Here is a 13573-nt window from a genome sequence, read left to right as displayed (position 1 = left end):
GAGGGCCTGGGCGGTCGTCATATTCACCGTCTTGCCGGTGCCTGGCGTCGCTTCCCTCTCCCCAACCCTCTCCCGCGAGCGGGAGAGGGAGAAAACCACGTCAATAACGGTAGTGATCCGCCTTGTACGGACCTTCCTTCGGCACGCCGATATAGGCGGCCTGCTGGTCGGTCAGCTCGGTCAGCTGCGCGTTGAGCTTTTTCAGCTGCAGGCGCGCCACCTTCTCGTCCAGATGCTTGGGCAGCGTGTAGACGCCGACCGGGTACTTGCCGCTATCGCGCTCCTGCCACAGCTCGATCTGCGCCAGCGTCTGGTTGGCGAACGAGCTGCTCATCACGTACGACGGGTGGCCGGTCGCGCAGCCCAGATTCACCAGACGGCCCTTGGCCAGGATGATCAGCTTCTTGCCGTCGGGGAAGATCACGTGGTCGACCTGCGGCTTGATCTCGTCCCACTGGTACTTCTCCAGCGAGGCGATGTCGATCTCGTTGTCGAAGTGGCCGATATTGCAGACGATCGCCTGGTCCTTCATCTTCGCCATGTGGTCGTGGGTGATCACATGGTAGTTGCCGGTGCAGGTCACGAAGATGTCGGCCTTGTCGGCCGCGTATTCCATCGTCACCACGCGATAGCCTTCCATCGCGGCCTGCAGCGCGCAGATCGGGTCGACCTCGGTGACCCACACCTGTGCCGACAGCGCGCGCAGCGCCTGGGCGCTGCCCTTGCCCACATCGCCGTAGCCGCACACCACCGCGACCTTGCCGGCGATCATCACGTCGGTGGCGCGCTTGATGCCGTCGACCAGCGATTCGCGGCAGCCGTACAGGTTGTCGAACTTGCTCTTGGTGACCGAGTCGTTGACGTTGATCGCCGGGAAGCGCAGTTCGCCCTTCTGGGCCATCTGGTACAGGCGGTGCACGCCGGTGGTGGTTTCCTCGGTGACGCCGCGGATCGCTTCCAGGTTGCGGCTGTACCAGCCCGGATCCTTGGCCAGCTTTTCCTTGATCGCGGCGAACAGGTAGGTCTCTTCCTCGCTGCCGGGGTTGGCGATCACCGACGGATCGCGCTCGGCGCGCGCGCCCAGGTGCAGCAGCAGCGTGGCATCGCCGCCGTCGTCCAGGATCATGTTCGGCGTGCCGCCGTCGGCCCAGTCGAAGATGCGGTGGGTGAAGTCCCAGTATTCCTTCAGCGATTCGCCCTTGAAGGCGAACACCGGCGTGCCGGAGGCGGCGATCGCGGCGGCGGCGTGGTCCTGGGTCGAGAAGATGTTGCACGAGGCCCAGCGCACGTCGGCGCCGAGCGCCTTCAGCGTCTCGATCAGCACGGCGGTCTGGATCGTCATGTGCAGGGAGCCGGCGATGCGGGCGCCCTTGAGCGGCTGGCTGGCGGCGAATTCCTCGCGGATCGCCATCAGGCCGGGCATTTCGGTTTCCGCGATGGCGATTTCCTTGCGGCCCCAGTTGGCCAGGCCGATGTCGGCCACCACGAAATCGTTCTTCAGTTCGGTTACAGCGTTCATGATTCACTCCGTCGAAGAGTGGACGCCGGTGAACAGAGGGGACGGGTTCCGCGGATGGGCTGCGGTCGGCAGGGAAGCTGACGCAGCGTGCGGATAGGTCGACTCGCCACCGTGCGAACCACGGTTCAGCGAGCGCCGTTGAAGACATTCCGAGCCTGGCGGATGGCAGAATGCGGGGTTGGCCCGCGCGCCGTCCGTTGCAACGCTCCTCGGAGTGGCGGTATTGTACCTGCCCTGCGCGGCGACGGTGTGCCGCTCTCCGATTTCTTTTCGGCTGGTCCGGACCGAGCCCGCAAGCCGCCGCCGCCCGTCCCGGACCTCGCCTTTCGACTCGTTATGACCGCCCTTCCCCCGCGTACCCTGACCATCGCCGGTTCCGACTCCGGCGGCGGCGCCGGCATCCAGGCCGACCTGAAGACCTTCGCCGCGCTCGGCTGCTACGGCATGAGCGCGATCACCGCGATCACGGCGCAGAACACGCTCGGCGTGACCGGCGTGCACGCGATTCCCGCGCAGATGGTGGCGGCGCAGATCGACGCGGTGGCCGGCGATATCGGCATCGACGCGGCCAAGACCGGCATGCTGGGCACGGCGGCGATCGTCGAGGCGGTGGCTGCCGCGGTCGACCGTCACGGCCTGCGCAAGCTGGTGGTCGATCCGGTGATGGTCGCCACCTCCGGCGCGACGCTGTCGGACGACGCCACCGCGCAGGCGATGGTGCAGCTGCTGTTCCCGCGCGCGCTGCTGGTCACGCCGAACCTGCCCGAGGCCTCGTACCTGCTGGGCCGCCCGGTCACGCGCCGCGCCGACATGGAGCGCGCAGCGCAGGAATTGATCGAACTGGGCTGCCAGGCAGTGCTGCTCAAGGGGGGACATCTGGCGGAAGCCGGCGAGCAAGGGGGCGAGCAAGGCAGCCTGGACGACCTGCTGATGAGCGCCGACGGCAGCGTGCGGGTATTCAGCCATCCGCGCATCGATACCCGCAATCTGCACGGCACCGGCTGCACGCTGGCCGCCGCGATCGCCTCGCAACTGGCGCGCGGCGACGCGCTCGAGCAGGCGGTCGGCACTGCGCTGGATTTCGTGGCCCAGGCCATCGCCGCCGGCGCGGACCTGCGGCTCGGGGCCGGCAACGGCCCGCTGAACCACGGCTTCGCGCCGCGGGTGTTGGGGTGAAGTCAGTTGGGGAGAGGCGCTCGCTTGCCCTCTCCCCCACCCCTCTCCCGCAAGCGGGAGAGGGGAGTGAGGTCTGCGTACGACGTAGGCCACGCTGCCGTTATCGCCGGTTGGCTCCCCTCGCCCGCTTGCGGGAGAGGGGCCGGGGGAGAGGGCAAAGGGCGCCCGCTCAGCCAGCGAGGCCGATCATCAACCCCCTCAATTCCCCCCGGCCGCCAGCGGCACCAGCTTGAACGCCGCCCGCGCCACGCACACCACATTGCCGGCGGCGTCCTTGACTTCGCCGTCGCAGAACGCGATCCGCGCGCCGCGCCGCATGCAGCGGGCTTCGAAGGTCAGTTCGCCGCGCGCGGCCGCCAGGAAGTGGGTCGACATGTCGATCGTGATCACGCCGGTCTCCAGCGGCGCATGCGAGCGCGCCGCGCCGCTGAGCGTGAAGTCCAGCACCGCCATCAGCGTGCCGCCATGTACGTCGCCACGGCTGTTGACGAGAGCGGGATTCGCGGGCAGCCGCGTCCGGCACAGCCCCTCCTCGATATGGACGGGCTGCAGGCCCAGATGCCGCATCAGCGGGACGTCGATGCCGAAATAGGGCTTTTCGGCCGTGCCCGGCGCGACCGGAACGATCTGCGGGACGATTTGCGTACTGCTTTCCAAAACCACTTCCTTACTCGAGTTCGATCACGACCTGGCCCTCGGCGACCGCATCGCCGGGTTGCACCAGGATGGCCTTGACGACGCCGGCCTGCTCGGACTCGAGCGGGATTTCCATCTTCATCGACTCGATGGTCATCACGGCATCGCCGGCCGCAATGGTAGCGCCAACTTGCACGTCGACGGCGCAGACATGGCCGGCGACGGCCGCTTCGATTTGCTTCATGGGGAACTCCGGGATCAGGATGTCAGGGTGGATGCGGCTTCCGGCGTCGCGCCGGTGGTCATCGTTCCGCCGGACAGCACGCGCTGCGCGAGGCCCGTATCGATGCGTCCGGCGATGAATTCGTCGTCTGCCAGCACCCGCTGGATAAAGGGGATATTGGTCTTGACGCCGTCGATGGCGAAGGCGTCCAGCGCCGCGCGCAGCCGCGCAATCGCCTGCGGCCGATCGGCACCGGTGGCGATCACCTTGGCGAGCATCGGGTCGTAGTAAGGGGTGACACGGCCGCCCTCGGCATAGCCGGTCTCGACCCGCACGCCCTCGCCCACCGGCGGCCGATACACCGTCAGCGGCCCCGGCGACGGCAGAAAGCGCACCGGGTCCTCGGCATAGACGCGCGCCTCGATCGCGTGGCCACGCAGCCGGACAGGCGCCGGCAATACCGCCTCGATCGGCTCGCCGCGCGCCAGCCGCAACTGCGCCGCGACGATATCGATGCCGGTGACCTGCTCGGTGACCGCGTGCTCGACCTGCAGGCGCGTATTGAGCTCGAGAAAGACGAAGCCGGTTTCCCGCGTGTACAGCATCTCGACGGTACCGATCACGTCGTAGCCGAGCGTCGCCAGCAGCGTGGCCAGGCGCCTTGCCATCGCATCGATCTCGTCGGCCGGCACGTTGGGCGCGCGAGCCTCCTCGATGACCTTCTGATGGCGCCGCTGCACCGAGCAGTCGCGCTCGCCCAGCACCCGCACGCCGCCGTAACGGTCGGCGAGCAGCTGGAATTCGATATGGCGCGGCCGCTCGATCAGCTTCTCCAGATACAGCTCGGCCTGGCCGAAGCTGCGCTGCGCGACCGAGCGCGCGCGCTGCCATGCCGCGGCCAGTTCGCTGTCGTCGCGCGCCGGCAGCATGCCGATGCCACCGCCGCCACCGGCGGGCTTGATCAGCACCGGATAGCCGATGCGCGCCGCTGCCTGGGCGACGACGACGGGATCGTCGGGCAGCACCGCGCTGCTCGGCGTCATCGGCATGCCGTGGGTCGCCATCAGCGCGCGCGCCTCGGTCTTGTGGCCGAGCCGGCGAATCCAGCGCGACGACGGACCGATGAAACACAGACCCGCCGCCTCCACGCATTCGGCAAAGCCGGCGTTCTCCGACAGAAAGCCGTAGCCCGGATGCACGCCGTCGGCGCCATGCTCGCGCGCGATCTGCAGCAGTGCGTCCTGATTCAGATAACTCTGCAGCGGCGGAGCCTCGCCCAGGCGCACGCGCACGGTGGCCTGCTGCAGGTAGGGCGCTTCGGCATCGGCGTCGGAATAGACGGCGATCGACTCGATGCCCTGCGCGTTCAGCGCGCGCAGGATGCGCGCGGCCACCGCGCCGCGGTTGGCGACCAGCACGCGGCGCAACGGACGGATCTGCAATCTGGGCGTCATCGCGGCACCTCGCCATCGGCAGCGCGTCGCACGACGACGGCATCGACGATCACCGGGGCGGCATCGCCGCGCGGCACGATCACCGGATTGGCATCGACCGACTCGGCCTCACTTCCGGCCTCGCCGCTGGCGAACCAGTCGCCCAGCGCCACCAGCATCGCCGCCAGCCGCTCGACATCGACCGCCGGCATGCCGCGCACCGCGCCGAACGCGCGCGCGACATGCAGGCGGGCGATGGCGTCGCGCGCCTGCGCGGCCGAGAATGGCGCGGGCAGGAATTGCACGTCGTCCAGCGCCTCGACCAGCACGCCGCCCTGCCCGATCATCACCACCGGCCCGTACACCGGGTCGCGATGCGCGCCGACCGCGAGTTCGAACGCCCCCTTGTGCTGGCGCGCAATCAGCACGCCGCCGTGTTCGACGCCCTGCTCGGCGGCCAGCGTGACGAGCATCGCATCGAGTTCGTCGAAGGCGGCCAGCGCACGTTCTTCGCTGTCCAGGCCCAGGCGCACCAGCCCGTACTCGGACTTGTGCGTGATCGACGCCGACACGCCCTTGGCGACCACCGGCAAACCCAACTCGGCCACGGCGCGTCGCACCTGCACGCGGTCGCGGCACAGGCGATGGGCGACCGCTGGCAGCCCGGCTGCGGCCAGCCGCGCGAGGCTCTGTACTTCGTCGAGCGTGATGGTGGCGGACGCAGCCGCAGCGCCGCCCGAAGCCGGCACCGATGTCGCGTCCATTGCCGCCAGTGCCGCCAGTGGTTCCAGTGGTGCAAGTGGTGCCGCCAGCACCGTGGCACGCGCCTGCACATAGCGCGACAGCAGACCCAGCGCACGCATCGCCGCGCGTTCGCTGTCGAACACCGGCACACCGTGCTGGCGGAAGGCCTGCGCCACCCACTCCTGATTGGCGCTGACCACGACCGGCACGCCGCTGGCCGCAGCGAATCGCCCGGTCTGCGCGGAGAAGTCGTCGAAGTCGTAGCCCTCGCCGCCGATCGGGAAGCCGACGTGAATCATGTCGGCGGCACCGCGCGCGGCCACCGCGTCGAGCGTGCGGCCGAAGATCTGCGGCTGGCCCAGCAGCGCGGTGGTCATGTCGATCGGATTGCGCGCGCTGACGTAGCTCGGCAGCACGGCGCGCAGCGCCTCGGTCCCCGCCGTATCGAACTCGACCAGGCGCAGCCCTTCGTCCTCGGCCGCGTCGGCCGCCAGCACGCAGGTCGCGCCGGAATTGCTGATCGCCACTACGCCATCGCCGCGCGGCCGCTGGCTGCCGACGAAGACCTGGCAGTACTCGGCCAGCTCGCGGAAGTCCGCCACGCGCACGATGCCATGTCGGCGCAGGAAGGCATCGGCCAGCGCATCCTCGCCCGCCAGCGCGCCGGTGTGCGAGCTTGCGGTCAACTGGCCCGAGCGCGTGCGGCCCGCCTTGACGGCGAGGATCGGCACGTCGCGCTCGTGCGCCAGCCGCGCGGCCTGCGCCAGCACCTGCGGGTCGCGCAGCGACTCGATATAGAGCAGCACCACGCGAACCTGCTCGTCGTGCAGCACTGCGCGCACGACCTCGGCGGCGCTGACGTCGGCCTCGTTTCCGGTGGCGACCATATAGCGCACGCCGATGCCCTTGCGGCGCAGCCCGCCGTAGACGATGGCCGACCCCGCGCCGCTCTGGCTGACGATGGCGACCGGGCCGTCCTGGCCCGGCTCTTCGTTGATCATCGTGGAGAAATGCGCGATCGCGCCGCTGGCGAAGTTGGCCAGGCCCTGCGTGTTCGGACCGAACAGCCGCAGCCCCCCGGCGCGGGCACGTTCGACCAGCCGCCGCTGCTGCACCGCGCCGGCCTCGCCCAATTCGGCGAAGCCGGAGGAATAGATCACCGCGCCGCGCGCGCCGATCGCCAGGCACTGGTCGATCGCCTGTTCGACCTCCGAACCCGGCACGCTGATCACGACCAGGTCGGGTGCGGCCGGCAGTGCGTCCAGCGACGGATAGGCGGTCAGCCCCTGAATCGTCGCGCGGTTCGGATTGACCGGATAGATCGCGCCGGCAAAGCCCTGCCGCCGCATATAGTCGATCGGCCGGCCGCCGGCCTTGACCGCATTGTCGGAGGCGCCGAGCACCGCGACCGAACGCGGCGACAGCAGCGACAGCAGCTCGCTGCCTTCTGCCGACGCCGCCGGATTGACATGAAGATCGGTCATCGCGTCATTCCACCTTGACCTTGGCTTCGCTGGCCACGCGCTTCCACTTGGCGAGCTCGGCCTGCACGAAGCCGCCGAACTGCTCGGCCGTCATCGTGCCCGGCGTGGTCGCCGATTGCGCGAGGCTCGCCTTCGAGTCGGGCGCGTTCATGCTCTTGACGGCCTCGCGGTTGAGCCGGTCGACGATCGGTTTGGGCAGATTGGCCGGGCCGTAGAAGCCGATCCAGGTGGTCGCCTCGTAGCCGGCCACACCCTGCTCCGCGATGGTCGGCACATTGGGCAGCGCGTCGCTGCGCTTGGCCGAGGTCGTGCCGATCGCCTTGACCTTGCCGTCCTTGACGTACGGCGCCATCGTCATCGCATCGTGGAACAGCGCCGGGATCTGGCCGCCGAGCAGGTCCGCCATCGCCGGCGTGGCGCCCTTGTACGGGATATGGACCATCGGCGCCTTGGTCATCAGCTTCAGCAGCTCGCCCGACATATGGGTCGCGCCGCCGATGCTCGACGAGCCGAACGACAGCCCCTCCTTCTGCTTCTTCGCATAGGCGAGGAACTCCGGCAGCGTCGAGGCCGGGATATTGTTGTTGACGACCAGCACGTTGGGCGTGGTCGCCAGCAGCGCGATCGGCGTGAAGTCCTTCGCCGCGTCGTACGGCAGCGTGCCGCGCACCGCGGGGTTGATCACATGGTGCGTCGCCGAGACCAGCAGCGTGTAGCCGTCGGGCTTGGCGCGCGCCACCATCTCGGTGCCGATCTGCCCGCTGGCACCGGCGCGGTTCTCGACCACGACCGGCTGCTTCAGATCGACCGCCATGTCCTTGGCGATGCGACGCGCCAGCACGTCGGTCATGCCACCGGCCGGGAACGGCACGATGATGGTGACGGGCTTGCTCGGCCAGTTTTCCTGCGCGGCGGCGGTGCCGGGCACGACGGCCGCTGCGGCGGCGATGGCGCCGAGGGCGGCCAGCGCCAGCGTGGCGCGGCGCATCGGTCGATGGGTTCGATTCATCATGGTCTCCTTGATGTTGGCTGTCGTTGTTGTTGTCGTTGTTGTTGTCGTTGTGGTCGTGGTTGTCGTGATCGCTGTCCTTGCCGCTGTCCTTGCCGATCCTTCGCAGCAGCCGTTCCTCATGGCCGGATGCCGAACTTGCGCACACCGGCCTCGCGCAGCGGCGCCGCCAGGTTGGCGAATTCGCACAGCAGCGCCCGCGTATCGCGCGGATCGATGATGTCCTCGATGACGAAGGCCTCGGCGCTGCGGAACGGCGAGGTCAGACTGCGCACGCGCTGCTCGATCTCGGCGCGCTTCTGCACCGGATCGTCGGCCCCCTCGATCTCGGCCTTGTAGGCGACCTCGAGCCCGCCCTCGATCGGCAGCGAGCCCCAGTTGCCCGAAGGCCAGGCATAGCGGAAGTTGAAGCGGCCCATATGCTGGTGCGCGGCGGCGGCGACGCCGTAGGCGCGCCGCAGGATCACCGAGCACCACGGCACCGTGGCCTGGTAGACGGCGGCCAGCGCACGCACGCCGTAGCGCATCGTTCCGGCTTTCTCCGCCTCGAGCCCGATCTGGAAGCCGGCGATGTCGACCAGATTGATCACCGGCAGATGGAAGGCTTCGGCCATGTCGACGAAGCGCGTGAATTTCTCCGCGGTCGCGCTGTCCCAGCCGCCGCCGTAGTAGTACGGGTCGCTGGCCACCACCGCGACCGGCCAGCCGTCGACGCGCGCCAGACCCGTGACGATCGCCCGGCCCCAATGCCGGCCGATCTCGAAGAACGAGCCCGAGTCGACCAGCGTCTGCACGATCGGGCGGATCTTGTAGACCGCGCGGCCGTCGCGCGGAATCGCCGACAGCAGCCATTCGTCGCGCCGCGCCGGATCGTCGGTCGGCTCCGCGCGCGGCGGTAGCTCGAACACCGAGGTCGGCAGGTACGAGAGGAACTGACGCGCGCGGGCGAAGGCTTCTTCTTCACTGGCGACCTCGTCGTCGACCACGCCATTGCGGGTGTGGATATGGCTGCCGCCCAGCTCGTTCTTGGTCAGATGCTGGCCGATGCGCGCGACCACCGGCGGGCCGGCGTTGAACAGCTGCGAGGTCTCCTTGACCATCAGCGAGTAGTGGCTGGCGGCAACCCGCGCCGCGCCCATGCCGGCCACCGAGCCCAGCGCCAGCGACACCACCGGCACCAGCGACATGTTCTCGACCACGTGCTGCCACACCTTCATGGTCGGAATCAACGTATGGCCCTTGGTCTCGATATTGCGCACCGAGCCACCGCCACCGGTGCCGTCGACCAGCCGCACCATCGGCAGCCGCAGGTCGCGCGCCATCTTCTCGGCGTGCACGAGCTTGTCGCCGACCGCGCCGTCGTTGGCGCCGCCGCGCACGGTGAAGTCGTCGCCGACCAGCACCACCGGGCGGCCGTCGACGCGGGCGCGCCCCATCACCAGATTGGCCGGCGTGAAGCCGACCAGCCGGCCGTTGCTGTCGTACTGGCCGCTGCCGGTCAGGCTGCCGACCTCATGGAAGGAGCCCGGGTCGGCCAGCGCATCGATGCGTTCGCGCACCGTCAGCTTGCCGGCGTCCTTGTGCCGCTGGACCTTGTCCGGCCCACCGAGTTGGGCCGCCAGTTGGCGGCGGTAGGCCAGTTCATCGATTTCGGGTTGCCACGACACGCGTTGTCTCCTGTTGCTTGTTTGCTGTGGGGACAACCAGCGCAGCAACCGTGCCAGCGGAAGCGAAAGCAGCAAGCCGTTGATTCTTTTGAGGAAAACCTTGCGCGAGACATCGGCGGCTGTTAGGGTGTCCGCCATAACGACATATCAGGACACGGTAGTGTCCGCATCGGAGACAGATCTTGTCGTCACTGAAGACACATGCGGACGCGTCGGCCGCCTCGCCGGATGCACTCGGCGCGCTGGTGATCGACGGCGGCGGACAGGTGGTCGCGGCAACCGGCATCGCGCGCGACGACGCGCTGGCCCGCGCCGTGGCGGCCGCGCTGGCAGAGCTTTCCACCGCCGACATCCCGGCCGCCGGCACACCCGTCGACAAGGACGGGGGCATTCGTCCTCGCCTGTTCGAGGTGACGCCGCCCGGCACCGACGCCACGCGCCATATCGCACTGGCACTGGAAGACGGCACCACGACGCTGGTGCTGCTGCACCGGCCCGGGGCCGCCACCGCGCTGTTCGATTTCCTCGGCGCCGTGCCGTTTGCCGGCGCCATCCTCGAACACTTCATCACCAACCCGTACCAGGCGATCACCGTGGCCGACCGCGACGGCCGCATGCGCTATATCAGCCCAGTGCACGAGCGCTTTCTGGGGCTGCGCACCGGCGAGGGCATCGGCCAGCCGGCCGAGCGCGTGATTCCGAATTCGCGGCTGCCCCAGGTCGCGGCCACCGGCAAGGCCGAGATCGGCCAGCTGCAGCGGATGAACGGCGTCACCCGCGTGGTCAACCGCATCCCCATCGTCCAGCACGGCGAGGTGGTCGGCGCGATCGGCCAGGTCCTGTTCAAGGAGCCCGAGGCGATCGCCCGCATGCACAAGGAGGTCAGCGAACTGCGCTCGCAGGTCGCGCATTACCGGCGGGCGCTGGACGATCTGCGCGGCGGTCCGGGCCGGCTGATCGGCGACAGCGCGCCGATGCAGCGGCTGCGGCGCGAGATCGAAACCGTCGCGCGGCTCGACGTCCCGGTGCTGATCCTGGGCGAGAGCGGCACCGGCAAGGAACTCGTCGCACGCGCGATCCATGAGGCAAGCCAGCGGGACGACGGCGGCGAAACGCGGGGCGGCAAGCCGCTGGTCAGCCTGAACCTGGCCGCGCTGCCGGCCACGCTGATCGAATCCGAACTGTTCGGCCACGCTCCCGGCGCCTTCACCGGCAGCCGCCGCCAGGGCCAGTCCGGCAAGCTGGAACAGGCGGCCGGCGGCACGCTGTTTCTTGACGAGGTCGCCGATATTCCGATGGAGATGCAGGTCAAGCTGCTGCGCGTGCTGGAGGACCACCTGGTCGAACGCATCGGCAGCCGCCAGGCGCGCCGCATCGACTTCCGGCTGGTGGCGGCCACCAATCGCGACATCCAGGCGCTGATCGACGCCGGCCGATTTCGCCTGGACCTGTACTACCGCCTCAGCGGCGTGGTGCTGCGCATCCCGGCACTGCGCCAGCGCCGCGAAGATATCCCGGCCCTGCTGCAGCATTTTGTGCAGGGCTTCTGCCAACGCAACAATGTGCCGGTGCCCGCCATCGACAGCGCGGTGCCACGGCATCTGGCCGAACGGCCGTGGCCCGGGAATATCCGTCAACTACGGCAGAAGATCGAGGAAGCGCTGGTCTTCTGCGACGGCGGCCGCCTGCGCGTAGCCGACTTCGCCCGCGGCGACGAAAGCGCGGCAGCGGTCCTGGCGGCCGACGCGACGCCGCACCCGCTGGCGCGAAGCTATGCCCAACACGAGGGGGAAGACGAGCTGCGCGGCGAGACACCGACGGCCATTGCGACCACGCCGCCTTCCCGTCCCGCCGCGCTGCGGGAACTGGCCTATGAAGCGGCGCTCAAGGCCATCGCCGACCACGGCGGCAACAAGAAACGCGCCGCGCAGGCGCTGGGGATTTCGCGCTCGCATTTGTACACGTTGCTGGCGCGGGGGGGCGGGGACGGGCACTATCGCGGCGCGCCGCGATGGCGCGAATAGCGATCCGCGCTGAGCGGCTCAACAAACTTCGAGCAGATCCACGCATGCCAATGGCGACTCGCGGCTAACGAGCGCCAGGGCGAGATTGGCCTTTGCGACGAGTTCGAGGGGTCTGAGCTTTTGGACATAGTGCCCGTGCGTGATACGGTCCATCCCAGCGCCCGCCAGCTTTGCCGCCGTCCGCAAACTCGCAGTAAGCGCCACACTGTCGAGCCGGGCTCCATGAAGGATCAGGTTACGCTGCCGATAAAGCCGGTGAAACGACTCCCCGATGGCTTCCCGAATGGTCTGCAACTCGGGGCCAGGATTCGACAGCAGCTTTCTTAAGCGGGCGACTGCCGCCTGGTCGGCCACGCCTGCCATCTTGGGCATGCGGCCCTCGATAATCATCTTTGCCACGACGCGAGAACGCTCGCGGTTCGTTTGCGCATCTTCGAGCTCCAAACAGTCGTCGGGATGCGTGCGCTGTACGCGATACGACAACGCGGTAAGTTCGGCACGCGGAAAAGAGCAGGTGACCAAGGTAGCGAGATTGTCGGCGGCACTTGCCCGATCATTTGGGTCGGCGAGCAATCCTTCGATCGCTGCCCACCCTCCCGCCACTGCTGCCGGCGGAGAACTTCCCTCCAGGTGGGCCAATAACTCAAGCGCCGCGTCTACGCTCTGATTCGCCTCAGTTGAAAATACACGGTCCTCGCGGAACAATTCCCTCACTCCAACGCCGCGGGAATCTTCCTTCATGGACGCCGGTGCAGCCGTGCCTTTCACCCAAAGCATCGGAAGACGGTTCAGCGCCTCGCCAGTAGCGATCAACGCTCGGGCCGCGTAACGATCGGCCTCCCCTCGTGCTGCCCGTGCGGCGCCGATGGCATCTCTGGCCAACACGGTCAATACCATCGCCACAGGCGAACGTACTCCGGCCGTATCAAAACCGTTTTCTTTTAGCCAACCCGTAATGGCAGGACCTTGAAGCCATGCCTGGGGCACGCCATTCACCAGCTTCGGAACGCTGGTGAACGCCAGCAAAACCTCGAATTCGCGCCGGGGACTCGCCGACATTTCGGCCTGCAACGCATCGCACAGTTGTGGCAAGGAAATGCGTTCGGGCGAAGTCAGCCTGGCCTTGATGAAGTCGTGCAGGTATCGGCCGGCAAATCCGGCGTCCAGCAGGTGAGCGGCAACGCTGCGAGAAAAATGTTCGACAGTGAATTTGCCGGCAGCGACGGCCCTTCCCCACCGCGCCAGGTAGTCGATGGAAACGCGAGTCGACAGTTCTCGAACGCCGAAATGCGCTGGGCCGTCGGGCCGCGGCACTTGCTGCAGTTGCTGTCGAAGGAACAGTTTCTCCGCCTCAGTAAAGGCCGGATGCGCGCCGACTCTTTTCTGAAGCGAAGAGGCCATTCGCTTGATTGCGCCCTCGCTCAAATGACCCTGTCTCATGGCAGCACAGGCCTCGTACAGCTCTTCCATAGCCAATACGACTCCAACGCCCCAAAGGGATCGAAACCAAGGTTTTCGGTCGGAGAGGAATTCCAGAAGTCTTACGACAGCGATCTTCTCGAGCGGGTTGACAAGTGCGAGCATGCGGCTTATCGTCTGCGGATCGGCCAACACAGCGTTGGCCCACTGTCTAGGTGGGGCGCGACCCGAGAGGAGGC

Annotated in this window: 10 protein-coding genes and 1 riboswitch; of the genes, 2 read left to right on the top strand and 8 right to left on the bottom strand. The window is 68.0% G+C overall.

What is annotated here, in order from left to right; all coding sequences use genetic code 11:
* Positions 1–100: 100 nt before the first annotated feature.
* Positions 101–1519 (bottom strand): adenosylhomocysteinase, encoded by a 1419-nt coding sequence (ahcY, locus tag HTY53_RS16440; RefSeq protein ID WP_174107667.1) that lies wholly within the window; start codon positions 1517–1519, stop codon positions 101–103.
* Between the two features lie 123 nt (positions 1520–1642).
* A riboswitch (S-adenosyl-L-homocysteine riboswitch) is annotated at positions 1643–1736 on the bottom strand.
* Between the two features lie 119 nt (positions 1737–1855).
* On the opposite strand from ahcY, the gene thiD reads away from it, so the two are divergent.
* Positions 1856–2695, top strand: a complete 840-nt coding sequence (gene thiD / locus HTY53_RS16435) for a bifunctional hydroxymethylpyrimidine kinase/phosphomethylpyrimidine kinase (RefSeq protein ID WP_174107666.1) — start codon at positions 1856–1858, stop codon at positions 2693–2695.
* 198 nt (positions 2696–2893) lie between these two features.
* Here thiD and HTY53_RS16430 read toward each other — a convergent pair whose 3' ends face one another.
* From HTY53_RS16430 to HTY53_RS16405, 6 genes are all read right to left on the bottom strand, one after another.
* The gene (locus tag HTY53_RS16430) at positions 2894–3334 is read right to left on the bottom strand and encodes a PaaI family thioesterase (RefSeq protein WP_371557741.1); all 441 of its coding nucleotides are present in this window, start codon (positions 3332–3334) and stop codon (positions 2894–2896) included.
* 28 nt (positions 3335–3362) lie between these two features.
* The gene (locus HTY53_RS16425) at positions 3363–3575 is read right to left on the bottom strand and encodes an acetyl-CoA carboxylase biotin carboxyl carrier protein subunit (RefSeq protein WP_006580124.1); all 213 of its coding nucleotides are present in this window, start codon (positions 3573–3575) and stop codon (positions 3363–3365) included.
* A gap of 14 nt (positions 3576–3589) precedes the next feature.
* Entirely contained in the window at positions 3590–5008 is a 1419-nt protein-coding gene (locus tag HTY53_RS16420; RefSeq protein WP_174107664.1) for an acetyl-CoA carboxylase biotin carboxylase subunit, read from the bottom strand.
* Positions 5005–7215 carry an acetate--CoA ligase family protein gene (locus HTY53_RS16415; RefSeq protein ID WP_174107663.1) on the bottom strand — a complete coding sequence of 737 codons (2211 nt, stop codon included), beginning with the start codon at positions 7213–7215 and terminating at the stop codon, positions 5005–5007. The genes HTY53_RS16420 and HTY53_RS16415 overlap by 4 nt, the downstream gene beginning before the upstream one ends.
* Positions 7216–7219: 4 nt before the next feature.
* Positions 7220–8227 carry a tripartite tricarboxylate transporter substrate binding protein gene (locus HTY53_RS16410; RefSeq protein WP_254599985.1) on the bottom strand — a complete coding sequence of 336 codons (1008 nt, stop codon included), beginning with the start codon at positions 8225–8227 and terminating at the stop codon, positions 7220–7222.
* Positions 8228–8343: 116 nt separating this feature from the next.
* On the bottom strand, positions 8344–9891 hold the full coding sequence (locus HTY53_RS16405) for a carboxyl transferase domain-containing protein (protein WP_174107662.1): 1548 nt from the start codon (positions 9889–9891) through the stop codon (positions 8344–8346).
* A gap of 182 nt (positions 9892–10073) precedes the next feature.
* Here HTY53_RS16405 and HTY53_RS16400 point away from each other — a divergent pair, with 182 nt between their 5' ends.
* Complete coding sequence (locus HTY53_RS16400) at positions 10074–11915, top strand: sigma-54 interaction domain-containing protein (RefSeq protein ID WP_438820969.1); 1842 nt, start codon at positions 10074–10076, stop codon at positions 11913–11915.
* Positions 11916–11933: 18 nt separating this feature from the next.
* On the opposite strand, the gene HTY53_RS16395 is transcribed toward HTY53_RS16400, so the two are convergent.
* A complete protein-coding gene (locus HTY53_RS16395; protein WP_174107661.1) occupies positions 11934–13499 on the bottom strand; it encodes an integrase in 1566 nt (521 codons plus the stop codon).
* Positions 13500–13573: the final 74 nt, after the last annotated feature.

The sequence above is a fragment of the Cupriavidus gilardii genome (assembly GCF_013314895.1).
GTDB classification, from domain to species: Bacteria; Pseudomonadota; Gammaproteobacteria; order Burkholderiales; family Burkholderiaceae; genus Cupriavidus; species Cupriavidus gilardii_C.
Note: the sequence above shows the minus strand (reverse complement) of the source record. Positions and strands in the feature narration are given on the sequence as shown.

Excerpts from the sequence above, each read along its gene's own strand:
- ahcY (WP_174107667.1), bottom strand. The coding sequence starts at position 1,519 with ATGAACGCTGTAACCGAACTGAAGAACGATTTCGTGGTGGCCGACATC.
- thiD (WP_174107666.1), top strand. The coding sequence starts at position 1,856 with ATGACCGCCCTTCCCCCGCGTACCCTGACCATCGCCGGTTCCGACTCC.
- HTY53_RS16425 (WP_006580124.1), bottom strand. The coding sequence starts at position 3,575 with ATGAAGCAAATCGAAGCGGCCGTCGCCGGCCATGTCTGCGCCGTCGAC.
- HTY53_RS16420 (WP_174107664.1), bottom strand. The coding sequence starts at position 5,008 with ATGACGCCCAGATTGCAGATCCGTCCGTTGCGCCGCGTGCTGGTCGCC.
- HTY53_RS16415 (WP_174107663.1), bottom strand. The coding sequence starts at position 7,215 with ATGACCGATCTTCATGTCAATCCGGCGGCGTCGGCAGAAGGCAGCGAG.
- HTY53_RS16410 (WP_254599985.1), bottom strand. The coding sequence starts at position 8,227 with ATGATGAATCGAACCCATCGACCGATGCGCCGCGCCACGCTGGCGCTG.
- HTY53_RS16395 (WP_174107661.1), bottom strand. The coding sequence starts at position 13,499 with ATGCTCGCACTTGTCAACCCGCTCGAGAAGATCGCTGTCGTAAGACTT.